This window comes from Sneathiella chinensis (assembly GCF_012720115.1).
GTDB classification, from domain to species: domain Bacteria; phylum Pseudomonadota; class Alphaproteobacteria; order Sneathiellales; family Sneathiellaceae; genus Sneathiella; species Sneathiella chinensis.
Genome location: NZ_VNWN01000004.1, coordinates 194992 through 213954, shown reverse-complemented (window position 1 = coordinate 213954; position 18963 = coordinate 194992). Strand labels below are relative to the sequence as shown.

Annotated in this window: 18 protein-coding genes; 12 read left to right on the top strand and 6 right to left on the bottom strand. The window is 57.3% G+C overall.

What is annotated here, in order from left to right:
• Positions 1 to 51 precede the first annotated feature (51 nt).
• The 3 genes from FQB27_RS07620 to FQB27_RS07610 form a co-directional block, all read right to left on the bottom strand.
• Complete coding sequence (locus FQB27_RS07620; protein WP_169560315.1) at positions 52 to 2070, bottom strand: elongation factor G; 2019 nt, start codon at positions 2068 to 2070, stop codon at positions 52 to 54.
• 236 nt (positions 2071 to 2306) lie between these two features.
• Positions 2307 to 3509: a pyridoxal phosphate-dependent aminotransferase gene (locus FQB27_RS07615; protein ID WP_169560314.1), complete on the bottom strand. Its 1203-nt coding sequence runs from the start codon at positions 3507 to 3509 to the stop codon at positions 2307 to 2309.
• A 179-nt stretch (positions 3510 to 3688) separates the two neighbouring features.
• Positions 3689 to 4627, bottom strand: coding sequence for a transcriptional regulator GcvA (locus FQB27_RS07610; protein WP_169560313.1), 939 nt, complete (start codon positions 4625 to 4627; stop codon positions 3689 to 3691).
• Between the two features lie 147 nt (positions 4628 to 4774).
• Between FQB27_RS07610 and FQB27_RS07605 the strand changes: the two genes are divergently transcribed.
• Both FQB27_RS07605 and uvrB read left to right on the top strand, forming a co-directional pair.
• Positions 4775 to 5002 (top strand): DUF1127 domain-containing protein, encoded by a 228-nt coding sequence (locus tag FQB27_RS07605; RefSeq protein WP_169560312.1) that lies wholly within the window; start codon positions 4775 to 4777, stop codon positions 5000 to 5002.
• 146 nt (positions 5003 to 5148) lie between these two features.
• Complete coding sequence (gene uvrB / locus FQB27_RS07600) at positions 5149 to 7296, top strand: excinuclease ABC subunit UvrB (RefSeq protein ID WP_169560311.1); 2148 nt, start codon at positions 5149 to 5151, stop codon at positions 7294 to 7296.
• A gap of 32 nt (positions 7297 to 7328) precedes the next feature.
• Here uvrB and modA read toward each other — a convergent pair whose 3' ends face one another.
• Together modA and FQB27_RS07590 are read right to left on the bottom strand one after the other, a co-directional pair.
• A complete protein-coding gene (modA, locus tag FQB27_RS07595; protein ID WP_169560310.1) occupies positions 7329 to 8144 on the bottom strand; it encodes a molybdate ABC transporter substrate-binding protein in 816 nt (271 codons plus the stop codon).
• Between the two features lie 33 nt (positions 8145 to 8177).
• Complete coding sequence (locus FQB27_RS07590) at positions 8178 to 8549, bottom strand: DUF3703 domain-containing protein (protein WP_169560309.1); 372 nt, start codon at positions 8547 to 8549, stop codon at positions 8178 to 8180.
• Between the two features lie 165 nt (positions 8550 to 8714).
• On the opposite strand from FQB27_RS07590, the gene FQB27_RS07585 reads away from it, so the two are divergent.
• From FQB27_RS07585 to moaE, 10 genes are all read left to right on the top strand, one after another.
• A complete protein-coding gene (locus FQB27_RS07585) occupies positions 8715 to 9644 on the top strand; it encodes a TraB/GumN family protein (RefSeq protein WP_169560308.1) in 930 nt (309 codons plus the stop codon).
• 167 nt (positions 9645 to 9811) lie between these two features.
• On the top strand, positions 9812 to 10789 hold the full coding sequence (locus tag FQB27_RS07580) for a calcium/sodium antiporter (RefSeq protein ID WP_169560307.1): 978 nt from the start codon (positions 9812 to 9814) through the stop codon (positions 10787 to 10789).
• Between the two features lie 66 nt (positions 10790 to 10855).
• Positions 10856 to 11605, top strand: a complete 750-nt coding sequence (locus FQB27_RS07575; RefSeq protein WP_169560306.1) for an SDR family oxidoreductase — start codon at positions 10856 to 10858, stop codon at positions 11603 to 11605.
• A 7-nt stretch (positions 11606 to 11612) separates the two neighbouring features.
• Positions 11613 to 12029, top strand: coding sequence for a dihydroneopterin aldolase (gene folB / locus FQB27_RS07570; RefSeq protein ID WP_169560305.1), 417 nt, complete (start codon positions 11613 to 11615; stop codon positions 12027 to 12029).
• Between the two features lie 411 nt (positions 12030 to 12440).
• The gene (gene uvrC, locus FQB27_RS07565) at positions 12441 to 14339 is read left to right on the top strand and encodes an excinuclease ABC subunit UvrC (protein WP_169560304.1); all 1899 of its coding nucleotides are present in this window, start codon (positions 12441 to 12443) and stop codon (positions 14337 to 14339) included.
• Between the two features lie 73 nt (positions 14340 to 14412).
• Positions 14413 to 14976 carry a CDP-diacylglycerol--glycerol-3-phosphate 3-phosphatidyltransferase gene (pgsA, locus tag FQB27_RS07560; protein WP_169560303.1) on the top strand — a complete coding sequence of 188 codons (564 nt, stop codon included), beginning with the start codon at positions 14413 to 14415 and terminating at the stop codon, positions 14974 to 14976.
• Between the two features lie 3 nt (positions 14977 to 14979).
• Positions 14980 to 15483: a molybdopterin-guanine dinucleotide biosynthesis protein B gene (mobB, locus tag FQB27_RS07555; RefSeq protein WP_169560302.1), complete on the top strand. Its 504-nt coding sequence runs from the start codon at positions 14980 to 14982 to the stop codon at positions 15481 to 15483.
• Position 15484: 1 nt separating this feature from the next.
• Entirely contained in the window at positions 15485 to 16744 is a 1260-nt protein-coding gene (locus FQB27_RS07550) for a molybdopterin molybdotransferase MoeA (RefSeq protein WP_169560301.1), read from the top strand.
• Positions 16741 to 16992, top strand: coding sequence for a molybdopterin converting factor subunit 1 (gene moaD, locus FQB27_RS07545; protein WP_169560300.1), 252 nt, complete (start codon positions 16741 to 16743; stop codon positions 16990 to 16992). The genes FQB27_RS07550 and moaD overlap by 4 nt, the downstream gene beginning before the upstream one ends.
• A gap of 1 nt (position 16993) precedes the next feature.
• Complete coding sequence (moaE, locus tag FQB27_RS07540; protein WP_169560299.1) at positions 16994 to 17443, top strand: molybdopterin synthase catalytic subunit MoaE; 450 nt, start codon at positions 16994 to 16996, stop codon at positions 17441 to 17443.
• 52 nt (positions 17444 to 17495) lie between these two features.
• Here moaE and FQB27_RS07535 read toward each other — a convergent pair whose 3' ends face one another.
• A complete protein-coding gene (locus FQB27_RS07535; protein ID WP_169560298.1) occupies positions 17496 to 18872 on the bottom strand; it encodes a hypothetical protein in 1377 nt (458 codons plus the stop codon).
• Between the last annotated feature and the right edge of the window lie 91 nt (positions 18873 to 18963).

The following is an 18963-nucleotide window of genomic DNA, read 5'->3' as shown; positions in this document are numbered from 1 at the left end:
TTGGATTGGCGCCGGTAAAATACAATTCAACAGTCTGTGAGAGGAAGCCCCTCACCCCCCATGCGCCTGAACAACCTTGTCCGCGATATGCCCGGTCAGTTCCTGCAGATGATCGTAACTGCACCGGAATGTGCCCACCCCAAGGGTCGCGGATCGCAGATCAATGATCAGATCATGCAGTTCTTCTTCCGGCATCATGGCCGTCAGGACATCCCATCCGGGCCATCCTTCCCGCGCATCAAAGCCCAAAATCTGCCCACGCCGGGAACTTACGATCCCTGTCACCTTGGACGTATAGAGGCTTGGCATGGCCAGTTCGACCTTGTGGATCGGCTCCAGCAGGACCGGCGAGCATTTGGGCATGCCCTCACTCATGGCGATCCGGGCGGCCGAACGGAACGAATTTTCCGAACTGTCCACGGAATGATGTTGCCCATCGAACAGGGTGACCGCCACATCCACCACCGGAAAACCAAGCGGCCCTTCCACCAGATAGTCCTTCACGCCGCTTTCAACCGCCGGAATAAACTGGCGCGGCACGGAACCACCCACCACCCGCTCGTGAAACTCGAACCCGCCGCCGCGCGGCAGGGGTTCGATCTCGATCTGGACATCCCCGAATTGACCATGCCCGCCGCTTTGCTTGCGAAATCTTGCATGCTGTTTGGTGCCTTTGCGAATGGCCTCCTTATAGGCCACCTTGGGGCGCTTCGACTGGACCGCCAGCCCGTATTTGCTCTGAATTCGTTCAAGGGCGACCTTCAGGTGAATTTCCCCCTGCCCCTTCAGCAGCAACTCCTGTGTTTCCTGCTTGTGCTCCGGCACAAGCGAGGGGTCTTCCTCTGCCATCTTGTTCAGGACCGCGGACAGCTTGACATCCTCGTCCCGATTTTCAGAGTAAAGCGCATAATGATAGACCGGCTCCAACGGTGCCACCCTTGACGCTTCGACCTCGGTACCATTATGCAGCAGGTCGCCGGTATGCAAATCCTCCAGCCGGCCGAACGCGACAATGTCACCGGGCACGGCCTCTGCCAGTTTTTCCTGCTTTACCCCTTGCAGGCGGTATATGCCCGCGATCCGCCCCGCCGAATAGGTTTCCCCGTCCCGGAACACCCCCGACCAGACACGGGCAAGGGACATTTTGCCTCCTTGCGGGGAAATATAGGTTTTCAAGACCTGTGCGACGGGGGCCTCGCCCGCCTTGTCCATGCCTGTTCGCTGCGCTGTTTCTGCAGCGGCGGGCACCTCATGCCGAAGCGCCTTCAGAAGACGGAATATGCCGTGATCCGCAAGGGCCGACCCCATGAAGACCGGCACCAGAAACCCCTGCTGCAAATCCTGCTGCAACAAGCCATAAACCTCATCCTTGTCCGGCTCGATATCCTCCAGTAATTCTTCCATCAGGTGATCATCGAAATCGGCCAGTGTCTCCAGCATGGCAAACCGGGAGGTTCCTTCCTCCTCGGCTATCTCCGGCGGCATTTCAATGATGCGGGACTTCGCCCCTTCCTTGTAGACATAGGAACGCTCCGACGCCAGGTCCACATATCCGGTGACCGTCCCATCCTGAACGATGGGCACCTGCCGCAAGACAAGGTCGCGGTTTGAAACCTCCTCCAACGCCCGGAAAAGGTCCTGAACGCTGCCCCGCGCCTTGTCCACCTTGTTGACGAATACAAAGGTGGGAATGTGGCGGTCTTCCAGAAATTTCAGAACCGGCGCCACCGTGATCACCTTGTCAGGTTCCGGGTCGCACACCAGAACGGCGGCATCCACCCCGATCAGCGCATTTTCACATTCCTGCAGAAATTCAACCGATCCCGGACAGTCCAGAACGGAAAACCGGTCCCCCATAAATGAAAAATGAGCCGTGTTGACCTCCACGCTCATTTTCCGATCCCGCGCCTCCCGGGCGTAATCCCCAACCGAGGTACCGTTTTCCACACTGCCCTTGCGATCCGTTTCCCCGCACATGCTCAGCAGGCTTTCCAGAAGTGTGGTTTTACCGCTTGAATAGGGGCCCACCAGCGCAATGCTGCGAGGCCCCGTTGGTTTTTCTACGCTCATCCCTCCGTGCCTCCCCTTTTTTATGACAACCACCTAATGTTTTAAGTTAGGTCAGCAAGGCACAAGTAAAAAGCCCCTCCCCCGTCATCACAGGTATTCCCCAGCTTTTCTTGCCGCGGCTTGCCCCACCCTGAAATGGCCACCCCACCCCGCCGCCATAAAAAAAGGCGACCGAGAGCCCGGTCGCCTTTTCATATTTTCAAGGCCCCCGGCGAAAAGACCGGGGCCATCCTGCATCAGCTCAGGCTGGCGCAGAATTTCTGAATACGGGTACAGGCCTCGGTCAGGGCCTCGGTAGAGGTGGCATAGGACACCCGGAAATGCGGGGACAGGCCAAACGCCTCGCCATGGACAACGGCTACGCCCTCGGATTCCAGAAGTTCAGAGACAAAATCCAGATCATTTTCAATGACCTTGCCGGACGGTGCCTTCTTGCCGATTGCACCGGCGCAGGACGGATAAACGTAAAACGCCCCTTCCGGTGTCGGGCAGGACAGGCCTTCCGCGTCGTTCAGCATGCGAACCACAAGGTCACGGCGTTCCTGGAAGACCCGTGCCCGTTCCTTCAGGAATTCCTGCGGGCCGTTCAGCGCCTCAACGGAGGCATACTGGCTGACGGAGCAGGGGTTGGATGTACTCTGGGACTGGACCTTGGCCATGGCCTTGATCAGTTCCTGCGGGCCTGCCGCATATCCAATACGCCAACCGGTCATGGAATAGGCCTTGGACACACCGTTCATGGTCAGGGTCCGGTCATAGAGGGACGGTTCCACCTGAGCCGGGGTCACGAATTCGAAATCGTCGTAAACCAGATGCTCATACATATCGTCTGTCATGATCCAGACATGCGGGTGCTTAACCAGAACATCGGTCAGGGCCTTCAGCTCTTCACGGTTATAGCCCGCACCGGACGGGTTGGACGGAGAGTTGAAGATCAACCATTTTGTTTTCGGGGTAATCGCCGCTTCCAGATCTTCCGGGCGCATCTTGAAGTTGTTTTCTGCAGTCGTTTCAACAAACTTCGGCTCACCGCCGCCCAGCAGAACCATATCCGGATAGGAAACCCAGTAAGGTGTCGGGATCAGGACTTCATCACCCGGGTTCAGCGTCGCGATCAGGGCGTTATAGATTACCTGCTTGCCGCCGGAACCAACAGAAACCTGAGAAGGTTCATAATCGAGACCGTTTTCCCGCTTGAACTTGGCGCAAATGGCCTTTTTCAGTTCCGGGATACCATCTACTGCGGTGTATTTGGTTTTGCCTTCGTCAATTGCGGTCTTGGCGGCTGCCTTGATGTTTTCCGGGGTGTCAAAGTCCGGCTCACCGGCGCCGAGACCAATAACGTCCCGACCCGCGGCCTTCAGTTCTGCCGCTTTCGTTGTTACAGCAATCGTCGGTGAGGGTTTAATGCGACCCAAACTTTCCGCAATGATAGACATAACTTCTTTTCTCTCAATTAAAGTTTATTTGCCATAGGCGTTTTTGCCCGGGTCAAGCTACGCCTCTCCGCCCTGCCTTTCAACAGACAATGGCAAGTTTTTGCCGAAAAAACCCACTTTTGGGTAGTACATTCCCCCATTTCCAGCATCGGCGGCATCACAAGGCCCCGTCCCCGGCATTACCCCGCGCTGTCCGTGCCCTCATCCCCTTGCGCACTGGACATGAACCGGCCCGGATCCAGCGCGGCCTCTTTCAGCAGCCAGTTTCGGAAGGTCACGATTCGGGGGCGGTCGGCCCAAGCCTCAGGGCAAACGATGTAATAGGCATTGTCGGCCCGGATCTCCACATCGAACGGCTTGACCAGACGGCCCGCGGCCAGATCGTCCGCGGCCAATGTACTCCGCCCCAGCGCCACCCCCTGCCCGGCCATGGCCGCCGTCAGCACCATGGAAGAGTCGTTGAAGCTGGGTCCCTTTTTTGGATCAATCCCCCTGACCCCCGCCGCCGCCAGCCAGGTTTCCCAATCCACACGCAGGTCATCATGCAACAGGGTATGGTGAATCAGGTCCTCCGGCTGTCGTAACGGATGAACCCCTTGCAGCAGGGCCGGACTGCAAACGGGAAACAGGGTATCTTCTGTCAGCATCTTCTCGGTCCGGAACCCCGGATAGTTCCCGTTACCATAGCGAATCACCAGATCCACCTCTTCCCGGTCGAAATCCGTCAATCGGTCAGACGCATCCAGACGGATATCAATATCCGGGTGATCCTCCCGAAACTTGCTGAGACGGGGAAGCAGCCAGCGCACCGCAAATGAAGGAAGCGTACTGACCGTCAGGGCCCCGGCTTCTTCCTGCATCAACAGTTTTTCCGTGGCCATTTCGATGGCTTCCAGCCCTTCCCGTATGCCAAGAACATACTTTTGCCCTTCCTCGGTCAGGATAACCGCCCGGTTCAGGCGCTTGAAAAGGGTTACGCCCAGCCATTCCTCAAGGGCCTTGATCTGGTGACTGACAGCCGCCGGGGTTACATTAAGTTCTTCCGCCGCTTTCGAAAAACTCAGGCAACGTGCAGCCGCTTCAAAAACCCTCAAGGCATTCAACGGGGGTAATCGCATCTTTCCCTCCCTCAATCGAATTAGTTTTTCTAATTCATCTTATTAAAAACTATCGTTTGTCCTCAAGCATTTTCTCCGTCATAAGGGCATCGTGATTTCTCAGGGCCCCCCGCCCCCTCATTTCGGGGAAGAACAAGGAGAGTGAGCATGTCCATCGGAACACTGAACATCAAACCGACCAAGGGCTATGGCTTTGATCTGAAAACCGGCAAATCCGGTTTCACGGCAAAAGTCCTTGCCAGCCTTCTCCTGTGGCAGGAACGCGCAAGCATGCGTGCCCAACTGGCCCAACTGGATGAAGAAAATTTGATCGATATGGGCATTTCCAGACAGGATGCCCGCACAGAAGCCCGCAAACCTTTCTGGCGCGCCTGACCTTTTCCGGGGCGGGATATAAATCCGTGCCCTGAACAGGCGATCCGGGGTGGCCTCCCCCTGCCTTCCCCCGGATCGGCCTGACAGTCATTCACGCCGCCCAAATTGCTGTGGCATCTTGGCCCGGAATTGCGTATAAACGGGCCATGTCAGACCAGAACAAAACTGAAACATTCCCGATCTTTCAACCTCACCGACCGGTTCGGCCCGAAAAAACGCAGGGCGGAATTCCGTTTCAGGTGGTTTCCGAATATGAACCCGCCGGGGATCAGCCAACCGCCATCAAGGAACTGTCCGGCGGCCTGAAGGCATTGGACAAGGATCAGGTGCTTCTGGGGGTGACGGGATCGGGCAAGACCTTTACCATGGCGAAGGTGATCGAGCAGGTCCAGCGCCCGACCCTTATTCTGGCTCACAACAAAACCCTCGCCGCCCAGCTCTATGGCGAGATGAAGGCCTTCTTCCCCAACAACGCCGTTGAATATTTCGTCTCTTACTACGATTACTATCAGCCGGAGGCCTATGTCCCCCGAACCGATACCTATATCGAGAAGGACGCGTCCATCAACGAGCAGATTGACCGCCTGCGCCACTCTGCCACCCGAGCGCTGCTGGAACGGGATGACGTGATCATCGTTGCCTCCGTCTCCTGTATTTATGGTATCGGGTCGGTCGAGACTTATACGGAAATGACCCTGACCATCCGGCAGGGCGAACGGCTGAACCGGCAGGATCTTCTGAAAAATCTGGTTGAAATCCAGTATCGTCGGAATGACGCCAGCTTCACCCGCGGCACCTTCCGGGTGCGTGGGGACACCGTCGAAATCTTCCCGGCCCACCTTGAGGACCGGGCGTGGCGCCTGTCCCTGTTCGGGGACGAGCTTGAAACCATTACGGAATTTGACCCGCTGACCGGCGAGAAGACCGGCAAGATGGACGAAATCCGGGTCTATGCCAACAGCCACTACGTGACCCCGAAACCAACCTTGCGGCAGGCACAGGAGAAAATCCGCGCTGAACTGAGGGAGCGTCTGGCCCAGTTTGAGGCCGAGAACAAGCTGCTGGAAGCACAGCGCCTTGAACAGCGGACAACCTTCGATCTTGAAATGATGGAAGCGACCGGAAGCTGCGCCGGCATTGAAAACTATTCCCGCTACCTGTCCGGGCGCAATCCGGGCGACCCGCCACCGACCCTGTTCGAATATCTGCCGGACAACGCCGTCCTGATGGTGGATGAAAGCCATGTGACCGTCAGCCAGATTGGCGCCATGTATAAAGGGGACGCCCGGCGCAAAAGTACCCTGTCCGACTACGGCTTTCGCCTGCCATCCTGTAAGGACAACCGCCCCCTCAAGTTCGAGGAATGGGACCTGATGCGTCCGCAGACCATTTATGTATCGGCAACGCCCGGCAATTGGGAAATGGAACGAACCGGTGGCACCTTCTCTGAACAGGTGATCCGCCCTACCGGTTTGACAGACCCGGACTGCCTGATCCGGCCGGTTGACTCGCAGGTCGACGACCTGATGGCGGAATGCAAGGAATGCGCGGCCAAGGGCGAACGCGTTCTTGTCACCACCCTGACCAAGAAAATGGCCGAGGACCTGACCGAATATTTCCATGAGAACGGTATCAAGGTCCGGTATCTGCATTCAGACATTGATACGCTGGAGCGAATTGAAATCATTCGCGATCTGCGCCTTGGAACCTTTGATGTTCTGGTCGGGATCAACCTTTTGCGGGAAGGGCTGGATATCCCGGAATGCGCCCTTGTGGCCATTCTGGATGCAGACAAGGAAGGGTTCCTGCGCTCGGAAACCTCCCTGATCCAGACCATCGGGCGCGCCGCCCGGAACGTGGACGGCCGGGTTATCCTCTATGCGGACAAGATTACGGGCAGCATGCAACGGGCGCTGGACGAAACCAAACGCCGTAAGGACAAGCAGGAAGCCTATAACCGGGAGCATGGCATTACCCCCATGTCGGTCCGCAAGAATATTGATGACATCATGCAAAGCGTCTACGAGCAGGACCATCATGACATCAGTCTGGGGCTTGAGGATGCCTCCAATATGGTCGGTCACAACCTGACGGCCCATATCGAGGATCTGGAAAAGAAAATGAAGACAGCCGCAGCAGACCTCGAGTTCGAGGAAGCGGCCCGCCTTCGCGACGAGATTAAGAAACTGCAGGATCGGGAACTGGGTATCGGCGGCCCCAGAAGCGGCAAGCCACAAGGCCGATCAAAGGCAGGCCGGGCGGGTCATGGCGGCGGTTTCGGCGGACGCCGCTAACCGCCAATCATCACAACGGCCAACCTGCAAGGTCAGCGGGCAGGCGGCGCAAGAAACCCATAGGCACCGAAAATACGCATCCCTTCCGCCGAGGTCAGAAACGCGGCCAGTTCCGCCGCCTTCTGTTGCCCGCCACGCGTGGATTGCGCCAGACCGTACAGAACAGGCGCATGACTTCCCTCCGGGAAGCGGGCCACAATTTTCAGGTCCTTATCCAGCCGGGCATCCGTGTTGTAAACAATACCGACCGGCACTTCCTGACGGGCAACCATCATCAGGGCCGCATGCACATTGGCCGCCCTGACCAGACGCCCCTTCACGGCCTCCCACAGGCCAAGGGCCTGCAACCCCTGCCGGGCATATATACCGGCGGGCACATGATCCGGGTCCCCGACCGCGATCCGGCCGCCCCCCGGAAGTTCTGTCAGATCATCAAGGGGGATACGATCCGCCAGCGGCCCCGCCTTGTGGGCAACAACGACCAGTGTGTTTGACGCAATCACCGACCGGCTACCGGGCACAAGAAGTTTCCGTTCCTCCAGATAGTCCAGCCACCCCTGATTGGCCGAGATAAAAAGGTCCGCTGGCGCACCGTTCTCGATCTGGCGGGCCAGAACGGAACTGCCGGCGAAGGAAACAACGACCCGTTGGCCCGTTTTGCGTTCAAAGACGGCCACAGCCTCGGTGACCGGTGCCGTCATGCTGGACGCCGCGAAGACAAGAATATCCTTGTTCCCGGCCTCCGCTGCGGCAAGGGGCGAAAGCAGGCTCAAAAACAGGGCCAGCCCCACAGCCAGCCTGCCAGACAAACACCGGACCTCACCAAACCGTTTTAATAAAGCTGCCAACACCCTCTCCATATCCCTTCCTCTGGCTCCTGATCAGGTGCCCTTTTTTGCCTGCTCAATGATACCCTGCAAATCCTCAGGGATCGGCAAGGGCTTGAAGGGGCTGATATTGGCGCCGCCCGTATTCCCGGTTGGCACCCAGCCAAGGGCCGTTTTGGTAGCCGCGCCAATGATCCGCAGAACCTGCCCCCGCACCTCTTTCCAGCAGCGATATCGGATTCCCCAGAACAGCATCACCACATGAACACGCACATGCTCTCGCGTGGACGCCTGTCCCAGAACATGGGCTCGCTCCAGATGCCGGAAGGCGTCACTGGCCCGCCCGGCCTCGGCAAGATGAGCGGCCTCTGCAAGTTCCTCTGTGACATGGGGCCGGACCTGTTTGCCAAATTGCCCGTATCTCATTGTTTTCTCCAATACCTGACTTTATACGCCAGAGAGTGTGCATCCTCCAGTTACTAGAGGGTCAAGACAGAAGTCACGCTTTTTTCTTCTGATCCCCCGGTTTCGGCAACGCTATAAATAGGCTACGCTATGCCTCTGGCTTGCAGCAACGAAGAAGGAAATTTCATGAGGCGCATCAGAAATACAGGAATTGCACTTCTTTTTGCGCTTTTTCTGACCCCGCTGGCAGGATTGGCCCATGCAAGGGCCTTCCAACCGGACAATTGCGAAAGCCGCGCCTATGACAATGGCCGCCTGTGGCAGGTGGAAAAACCCGGCGGCCCCTCAAGTTTCGTTTTTGGCACCATGCATTCGAAGGATCCCCGCATTCTCTACCTGCCGGGTATCGTCATGCAGGCCTTTACCAGTTCCCCTGTCGCCATTTTCGAAACCTCCCTGAAGGATGAGAATATTGATACCGCCCGCGCCATGATGTTTGGCCCGGCTTCGTTCAGCCTGAAATCGGAAATCGGGGCGGACCGGTTTCAACAGTTGTCCGACCTGATCCAGCCCTATGGCCTGACACCGCAGGTTCTGGACCGCCTGAAAATATGGGCGGCGGCGTCCATTCTCAGCCAACCGGCCCCCACGTCCTCAACGGGTAAGGGTAACCTGACCCTGCTCGACAAGGAGTTGGAGAAATCCGCCTATCAGATGAAAAAGCAGGTTGTTGCGCTGGAAACCAGCCAGGACCAGTTGGGCCTGTTTGACAACCTGCCTGCAAAGGTACAACTGGAATATCTTGAACAGGTGATGAAGGAATATCCTGATCTGGAACAGGATATCAGCCAGATGTCAGACAATTATCTGGCCGGACGGACCGGCTGGATTTTCTGTAATCTGGAAGACAGCCTTGAAGAAGTCAGTGAACCGCTTCGCAAGATGATGACCGAGGACCTGATCGACAACCGCAACAGGACCATGGTCAACCGCATGCGGGAGCATCTTGAGACGGGCGGCGCCTTCGTTGCAATTGGCGCCCTGCATTTACCGGGGGAAACCGGTGTCCTCAAACTGCTGGAGGCGGAAGGGTACATCATTCGCAAGCGATACTGACCAGCGCCTTCGACAGGGGTCCGATACAGCAAGATTATGGCGATTTTTAAGCCTTGCGGGCCATTGCCCCTTTTACACAGCGACCGGCATGTTTATATAACACCAAATCGATTTGTGTTTGACCCTTAACATGTTGCCCCTGCAGGCAGCGAGGACAGTTTTTCTTCATGATGTACCTACAGGTAGCCGCGGGTTTGGTCATTCTGCTTGTATGCGGTGAGTTACTCGTTCGGGGGGCCGTGGCCCTTGCAGAACAATTTGGCGTTCCAAAACTGGTGATCGGCTTTACGATTATCGCTTTCGGAACGTCCGCCCCGGAACTGGTCGTCTGTATTGAAGCCGCCATCAAGGGGGTTCCTGAAATCGCCATCGGGAACGTGGTTGGCAGTAACATTGCCAATATTCTTCTGGTGATGGGCGTCCCCGCCCTGATTTACCCGCTGACCTGCGACAACAAATCCGCGCTTCGGGATTGTGTGATCATGATCTTCGGGTCTTTCGTTTTCTGTATCCTCGCCTGGATCGGGACCATTTCCTATCTGCAGGGGGCCATTCTGGTCATCCTGCTGGGTCTGGTTATCTTCATGGCCTATCGCCGGGCCAAGAAATCCGGCGACCAGAGCGCGGACGAAGCCCTTGAAGAATACGAACAAAACATGCCGAAAAGCGCATGGGTCAGCGGCCTGTTTGTTCTGATGGGCATCATTGGTCTGGCCATTGGCTCGCGCTTCCTGATTGACGGATCTGTTGCCATTGCGACGGCGGCAGGCGTCTCACCGGAAATCATCGGCCTGACACTGGTCGCCCTTGGCACCTCCCTACCGGAACTGGCAACGTCCGTTATCGCCGCTTTCCGCCGCCATGGTGATGTGGCGATCGGCAACGTGCTCGGGTCAAACCTGTTCAACATTACCGGGATCATCGGTGTAACCGCCCTGATCAAGCCGCTGAACGCCCCGGAGCAAATCCTTCATTTCGACCTGATTATCATGTTGGCGGCCTCGGTCATTCTGGTGCCCATCTTCCTGACCCAGAAACCGGTTGGGCGCATTCTTGGCGCTGTTTTCTGTGCGGCCTATCTGGCCTATGTCTATGCCCAGTTCAATGGCATGTCCGGCGTATACTCCGTGGCCATGATGCAATAGTATAAGCGTCAAACACCATATCAGGGGGCAGGACCTTATCCATCGGCCTGCCTGAATAGAAGGGTTATGACGAAAAACGCACTTGTGACCGGCGCGGGGAAACGAATTGGCCGCGCCATCGCGCTGAAGCTGGCGCAAGAAGGGTGGAATATCGCCCTGCATTACAATCAGTCCAGACAGGAAGCCCAGGATCTGGCCCGGCAGATTGAGGCGCTGGGGGTCCGAACCACCTGCCTGCAAGCGGACCTTGCCTCGCCTGAACAGGTCGCCGCCCTGATCCCGCAGGCAGCGGACCATCTGGGGCCACTTACCTGTCTGGTGAATAACGCGTCCCTGTTTGAGCCGGACGACATTGGTAGCATCGGCCCCGACAGCTTCCGCCTGCACATGGCCATCAATCTTGAGGCGCCGGTCTTGTTGTCCCGGGATTTTGCCAGCCAGATCGAACAGGCAGCCCCCCTGCAGGGGAATATTATCAATATTGTGGACCAGCGGGTTATGAACCTGCGCCCGGACTTCATGTCCTATACTTTAAGTAAAAGCGCCCTGTGGACCCTGACACGGACAACCGCCATGGCGCTGGCGCCGCGTATCCGGGTCAACGCCATCGGCCCCGGCCCGACACTGGCCAATTCACGGCAATCGGAAGAAAGTTTCCGGCTGCAGTGCCAGTCGGTTCCGCTGGGATATGGTGCGAACCCCGACGACATCGCAGAAGGCGTCGCATTCATTTTAAAAGCAACGTCCATGACGGGCGAATTCATTGCCCTGGATGGTGGCCAGCATCTGCCCTCATCCCGTGCGACGGAGGATTGATTGACTTATGAACAATAGTGAACTTGGCAAGGTACAGCCCCTTCAACTGCCGGAGACGGCCGCAGGGACGCACACCATCTTTATCAGCGACTTGCTGCTCGACATGATGATCGGGGTCTATGAGCACGAGAAAGACGCGTCCCAGCCGGTCCGCATCAACATTACCATGACCGTGAAGGATCATCTGGGTCCCATCAACGACGATTACCACAATGTTGTCTGTTATGAGAGCATCGCCAATGCGGTGAAGGAGATGGTCGAACGGCAGCATATCAACCTTGTGGAAACCCTTGCAGAGAATATCGCCGACATCTGTCTGGCCCATACCCGGATTGTTGAGGCGAAAGTAAAAGTAGAAAAACTGACCGCGGTGACAAACGCGGGCAGCGTCGGTGTCGAGATCGTCAGGAAGAAAAAGGAGTAGCCACGCCGCAGTGTCCTTTTTTCATCATTTTAGCCAAATATTCCGTTTAGTTGTGCACAGCGGGAACCAATCGCTAATGAGGGTGAAAAAAAACTGGCCAAAAAGTCAATTTTCCGGACCAAGGCCTGTTGACATTTAAATTTACACTATTTTTCAACAACTTAAGTAATTGCCTAAAAATTAGGCAGATAGTTGACACACTAGGTTTTCAGTTAGGTACAGGTATATGTCACCATCTTACGCACAAAGTTATCCACAGGATTGGTGGATATTGTCAAAAAACTGTAAAACTGATTTTTGTCATGAAAAACTGGATGTCTAATGTTGCTTTCCTGTAAGGGGTTTAGCCAGATTCTTTAACGCCCGGGTTGTATGAACAACCCAGATTAGTGTCTCGCGATCAGGTCCAGAATGAAAGAATCACACGAACAACTCTCCGAATCGCCGTTCCAGACCGGTGCCGCCGTCATCAGCAGGTTCCTGAAGACCCTGCCGTCGTCCCCCGGCGTGTATCGCATGATCGATGCACAGGAGAATATTCTCTATGTGGGCAAGGCCAAGAACCTGAAAAAGCGGGTCAGCAGCTATACCAAGTCCGTGGGGCAATCCACGCGGATCATGCGGATGGTGTCCCTGACCCGGTCCATGGAGTTTGTCTCCACCCATACCGAGGTGGAGGCCCTGCTTCTCGAAGCCAACCTGATCAAGAAGCTGAAGCCCCGCTACAACATCATCCTGCGGGACGACAAATCCTTCCCCTATATCCTGATCACGGGAGATCACGACTGGCCCCAGATCACCAAGCACCGGGGCAGCCGCTCCCGCAAGGGGGAGTATTTCGGACCCTTTGCTTCCGCCGGTGCCGTCAATGAAACACTGGCCGCCTTCCAGCGCCTGTTTCCGCTCCGCTCCTGCTCGGACTCCGATTTCCAGAACCGGACCCGCCCCTGCCTGCAATACCAGATCAAACGCTGTTCCGCCCCCTGCGTCGGGCGTATCTCGCCCGAGGACTACGCCACCATCGTCGAGGAGGCCCGCGCCTTCCTGTCAGGCAAAAGCCACGCCATTCAGGAACGGCTGGCCGAGCGGATGCAACAGGCCAGCGACGATCTTGATTTCGAACAGGCCGCCGTTTTTCGCGACCGCCTGAAGGCCATGGCCCATATCCAGTCCCGTCAGTCCATCAACCTTGATAATGTGGACGAGGCAGACATTATCGCCGCCCATCAGGAAGGCGGCCAGACCTGCGTCCAGACCTTCTTTATCCGGTCCGGGCAGAACCTTGGAAACCGCGCCCATTATCCTGCCCACACCAAGGAAGATGAACCGGCGGACATTCTGGCGGCCTTTATCGGGCAGTTTTACGATTCCCGTCCCATCCCCCGGCAAATCTGGGTCAGTCACGAACTGAAAGAGGCAGAGCTCCTCAAGGAGGCGCTCTCGGTTGCATCCGGCCACAAGGTCGAGATCACCAGCCCCCGCCGGGGCGGCCGGCGGGAGATGCTGGATCACGCCATCCTGAACGCCAAGGGGGCACTGGCCCGGCGCATGGCCGAGAATGCCTCCCAGAAACGCAGTCTGGAAGCCGTTGGCGCCCTGTTCCAGATGGAAAGCCCACCCAAACGGATCGAGGTATATGACAACAGCCATATCTCAGGCACCAATCAGGTGGGCGCCATGATCGTCGCCGGGCCCGACGGTTTTGAAAAAAAGGCGTACCGGAAATTCAACATCAAGGACAAATCCCTCGCCCCCGGCGATGACTACGGCATGATGCGCGAGGTCCTGACCCGGCGCTTCTCCCGCCTGCTTCGGGAAGACCCGGACAGGATCGGTGAAGGCTCCGGCTCGCGGGAGCAATGGCCGGACATTGTCCTGATCGATGGCGGCCTTGGCCAGTTGGGCGCAGCGGAGGACGTCTTCAGGGAACTGGGCGTTCGGGATGTGATCCTTGCGGGCATCGCCAAGGGGCCGGATCGCAACGCCGGGCGGGAACGTTTTTTTGTACCCGGCAAGGCACCCTTCTCCCTTCCGGAAAAAGACCCCACCCTCTATTTCCTGCAGCGCTTGCGGGATGAGGTGCATAACTACGCCATCACCACCCACCGCGCCAAACGGTCCAGCGCCATTCGCCGGTCCCCGCTAGATGAAATTCCGGGAATTGGGGGCAAGCGGAAAAAGGCCCTGTTGAACCGTTTCGGTTCCGCCAAGGGGGTCGAGCAGGCCGCCCTTGCGGACCTTGAAAAGGTAGAGGGAATCTCGAAAACCCTCGCCCGGACGATCTTCGATTTTTTCCACGAAGAAAATTGATTTCAGTCCTTTCAATCGGCCAAGTCACCTCTATACTGAGGGGAATTGTAGCCCCTGAAACAAGGTATCGGGTATGCTTCTGAGTGTTCCAAATCTGCTGACCCTTTCGCGCATTGTGGTCATCCCGCTTCTGCTTGCCTCCTTCTACCTTCCGGGGGATCTGGCTAGCTGGGTACCGCTTGGGCTGTTCATGGCCGCAGGGATCACCGATTTCTTTGACGGATATCTTGCACGCCGGAACAAGCAGACATCCAATCTGGGACGGTTTCTGGACCCTGTTGCGGACAAACTGCTTGTTGCCGCTGTCCTGCTGTTTCTGGCCGGCATTGACCGGATCAATGGCTGGGCGATGATCCCGGCGGTCATTATCCTGTGCCGTGAAATCATGGTCTCGGGCCTGCGGGAATTTCTGGCGGAACTTCGGGTTGGGATGCCGGTCAGCAAACTGGCCAAATGGAAAACCGCTGTCCAGATTCTGTCCTTGTGTTTCCTGTTGGGGGGACCGGCCGTGAACCAGCATTTCGATGCCCTTATGGTCGGGGAAATCCTGCTCTGGGTCGCGGGGTTGCTGACGGTCTGGACCGGGTATGACTACCTGACCCTTGGCCTGCGTCACATGATGGAGGAGGACCGCTAGGGCATGAAGGTCATCGGCATTTCGGGATGGAGTGGCAATGGCAAGACATCCCTTGTGGTTCGATTGATACCGGCCTTGAATGCGAGGGGGTTTTCCGTCTCGACAATTAAGCATGCCCATCACCGGTTTGACATGGACAAACCGGGCAAGGATTCCCACCGGCACCGCGAGGCGGGCGCCCATGAAGTCCTGATTTCCTCGGCCAATCGCTGGGCCCTTCTGCACGAAAACCAGAACGAGGAAGAATGGTCACTGGATGAGCTTATTGGCAGGATATCCCCTGTGGACATTCTGCTTGTCGAAGGCTTCAAGACAGAAAAATTCCCGAAAATCGAGGTCTGGCGCAGGGAGAATGACTCGCCCTTGCTGCATGTCGATGATGATACCGTTGTCGCCGTGGCCACGGACTGTACGGAACTGTCCCCGCCGATCCCCCGCCTTGATCTGAACAATGCGGACCAGATTGCCGATTTCATTGTCACCCACCTGATGAACGAGGGGGCCTGACATGCCGCGACTGCCCAATGACTGTTTCGCCGACCCGTCGGAAATGATCCCTTTTGCAGAGGCGCGAGAGAAGCTGGAACGCGCCGTGACCCGGATCACCCACCCGGAAACCTGCCCCCTTCACAACGCGGACGGCCGCCTTCTGGCGCAAGATATTACCGCTGACCGGAATGTTCCTGCCGGAAACAATTCGGCCGTGGATGGATATGCTTTCCATTTTGAAACCTGTCAGGCCGCGCCGGACCGTTCTTTCGCCTGTTCCGGTCGCAGCGCTGCAGGAACCCCGTTTGAAGGCACACCGGACCGCACCAAAGTCATCAAGATTTTTACCGGCGCGCTGATGCCGGAAGGGTTCGACACCGTAGCCATGCTGGAGGATGTGACCGTATCAGACGGACGCGTCCAGTTGCCTGCCGGCTTGAAAAAGGGCGTGAATTGCCGCCTTGCCGGTGAGGATGTTCAGAAGGGCCAGACAATCCTGAAAGCCGGAACCCGGATCACCCCCCAGATCATTGCGCAGCTTGCTTCTATCGGCAGGGATACCGTTCCCGTCTGGTCCCGCCTGAGGGTGGCCGTCTTTTCCACCGGCGATGAACTGAGGGAGCCGGGCCAACAGGCCCCAACCGGCACCACATTTGATTCCAACCGGTATATGCTTCTCTCCCTCCTGCAACGCTATGGATGCAAGGTGGAAGATCGCGGCATTCTGCCCGACAATCTGGAAACCATCACCGAAGCCCTGCAACAGGCTGCTGAAACGTCGGACCTGATCATCACGTCCGGCGGGGTCTCTATGGGGGATGAGGATCATGTGAAGCAGGCCGTGAACCGTCTTGGCAGCCTGCATTTCTGGCGGATCGCCATAAAACCGGGACGCCCGCTTGCCCTTGGGCAAATTTCCGGGACGGCCTTTGTCGGCCTACCCGGAAACCCGGTGGCCAGCCTTGTCTGCGCCACCCAGTTTGTTCGCCCGCTCCTTGCTGGCCTGTCGGGAGAGGAAGACAGCCCGCCTTTTCCCGGTCTTTACGGAACGGCGGCCTTCTCGCGCCGCAAAAAGGCCGGACGGACCGAGTGGTTGCGGGGGCGGTATCGCAAGGACCCTGATGGGAATTGCATCATCGAGCCCTACCCTGACGAGGGATCCGGGATCATTTCGTCCCTTGTCTGGGCGAACGGCCTGATTGAACTTGGCCCGGATATAACCGATATTAAACAGGGTGACCGTTTACGCTTCCTCCCCTTTTCGGAGCTGTACCAATGAAAATTCTTTATTTCGCCTGGCTTAGATCCAAACTGGGAATTTCCGAAGAGGATGTGACACTGCCGGGTCACGTGACCACGCTCTATCAGTTGATTGACTGGCTCAAATCCCGCAACCCTGCCTTCGAGGAAATTTTTCAGGACCTCAGCGTCATTCGGGTCGCCATCGATCAGGAATATGTGACGGAAGACATTCCCCTCGGCAATGCCCGCGAGGTCGCGTTCTTTCCGCCGGTCACCGGGGGCTGATATGGTCATCGTCCAGCGGGAGAAATTTGACACCGGTGCGGAATTCAATCGCCTGACAGAAGGGCGCACCGATATTGGCGCGGTCGTCACCTTTACGGGACTGGTTCGGGACTTCAATGACGGCAGCAACGTCACGTCCCTGACGCTGGAACATTATCCCGGCATGACAGAAAAAGAGCTGGAGAAGATCGAGGCCGCCGCCCGCGAACGATGGGCGCTGACAGAATGCCTGATCATTCACCGCTTTGGGAAAATGGACCTTGGGGAGCCTATCGTCCTTGTCATCACGGCGTCGGCCCATCGCGGTGATGCCTTCGCCGCCGCCGAATTCCTGATGGATTGGCTGAAGACCAAGGCCCCCTTCTGGAAGCTGGAAGCCAACTCAGAAGGTGAAAACGACTGGGTCAAGGAACGGGAAAGCGATCATGACGCCGCCAAAAGGTGGCAGTGACCCTGCACGCGATCCCGATCTCACGTCTTATCCCAATCCCGCGCTCAATAGCTTATTGACGCTTCAGGCGTTGATTGATCCATTCGGCGGCCTGACGGTTCGCCTCGGCCACCTGTGCCGGGGTCATGGTTTGCGCAAGGGTCTCGTTCATCTTCCGCGCATTCATCCGCCCACGGGACGCTGAAATCAGGGACCATTTCAGAGACTGGATATCGGTCCGCCCCTTCTGGATTTCCTCTTTCGCGGCGGGTGTATCCAGCGGCACGGATTGGGCCGCAGCAAAAATCTCTTTCACCACGGTCTCATCCAGCCCGCTGGAAACGGGCACCATTGTCGTTGTCACCGGTTTTTGTGCTGGCTTTTCCTGCGGTTTTTCTTGCGGCTTTTCGGCCGTGTTGGAACCGGAAACTGCAGCATTCCGATCCTCGACCGCAGGCTTCTGTGAGGGGCTGGTAAGCGCGGTTGATGCAGCAGGGGCCGCAGGGGCGGCCTGAACAGTTGCGGCTGCCGCCGGGGCTGCGGATGGCGCGGCTGGCGCTGCCTTGAGCGGCTCTGCGGTTACTTTCGGAGACGGGGCCGGGCGCGGTGCAGGCTGGGTCTGCGGCGCGGCTGGGACTGCAGCGGCCCGTCCGGCGCCTGTCTTCGGCATATTGGAGACCGGTGGTTCAGACTGGATCAGGGTCGTCTGCGGGACGGCTCCTGTACCAGACTGTTTTGCCTGCAATTCCAGAAGGCGCGCACGGGCGGCATTCATCTGGGCCTGTTTTTGCTGTTCCGCCTGCAACAGGGCAAGCCGTTCCTCTTCCTCTTTGCGGCGCTGGGTGATCAGGGCCTGACGCTTGGCTTCCTCGGCCTGCTCCTGTGCGGCACGGATCGCCGCTTCACGGCTTTCCTTTTCAAGCTGGTCCGCCATTTTTGCATCCGCCTGACGCTGGGCAACGATCTGGCGCTGGCGTTCCGCCCGTTCGGCAGCCAGTCTCCGCTCTGCTGCCAGCTTGGCCTTGCGATCATCTTCCCGCTTTGCCTTGGCGGCCTGATAAGCCTGTTCATCCTGTCCGATATTCTGTCGGTACCACTGACCAAACATCTCAACCGCCAGACGGTTACCGTCCTCGATCTGCCCGGCGGTCAAAAGAGGCTCCAGCCGGGACAGGGCTTCCTCTGCGGGTTTCACCCCTTGAGATGCGGCAATCCGATACCATCCATAGGCTGCGGCAAGGTCTTTCGGATATCCCTCAACCCCTTTTTCGAACAACAGACCCAGATTGTATTGCGAGTTCAGGTCCCCTTTCGAGGCCTCTTTCTGCCATTCAGTAACAGCAGTCGCGAAGTCTTTGCTGTTATAGGCATCCAGCCCTGCCTGAAAGTCCGCCAGAACGGGACTGGTACCCAACAGGATCGCACCCAAAACCAAACCAACTCGCTTCATGATAATTCCCGCACCCCAACAATAAACCTTACGATCAAAGTCTTAATGACCGGCGGGTCATACACCCCCGGTTGATCAACCATAATCAATA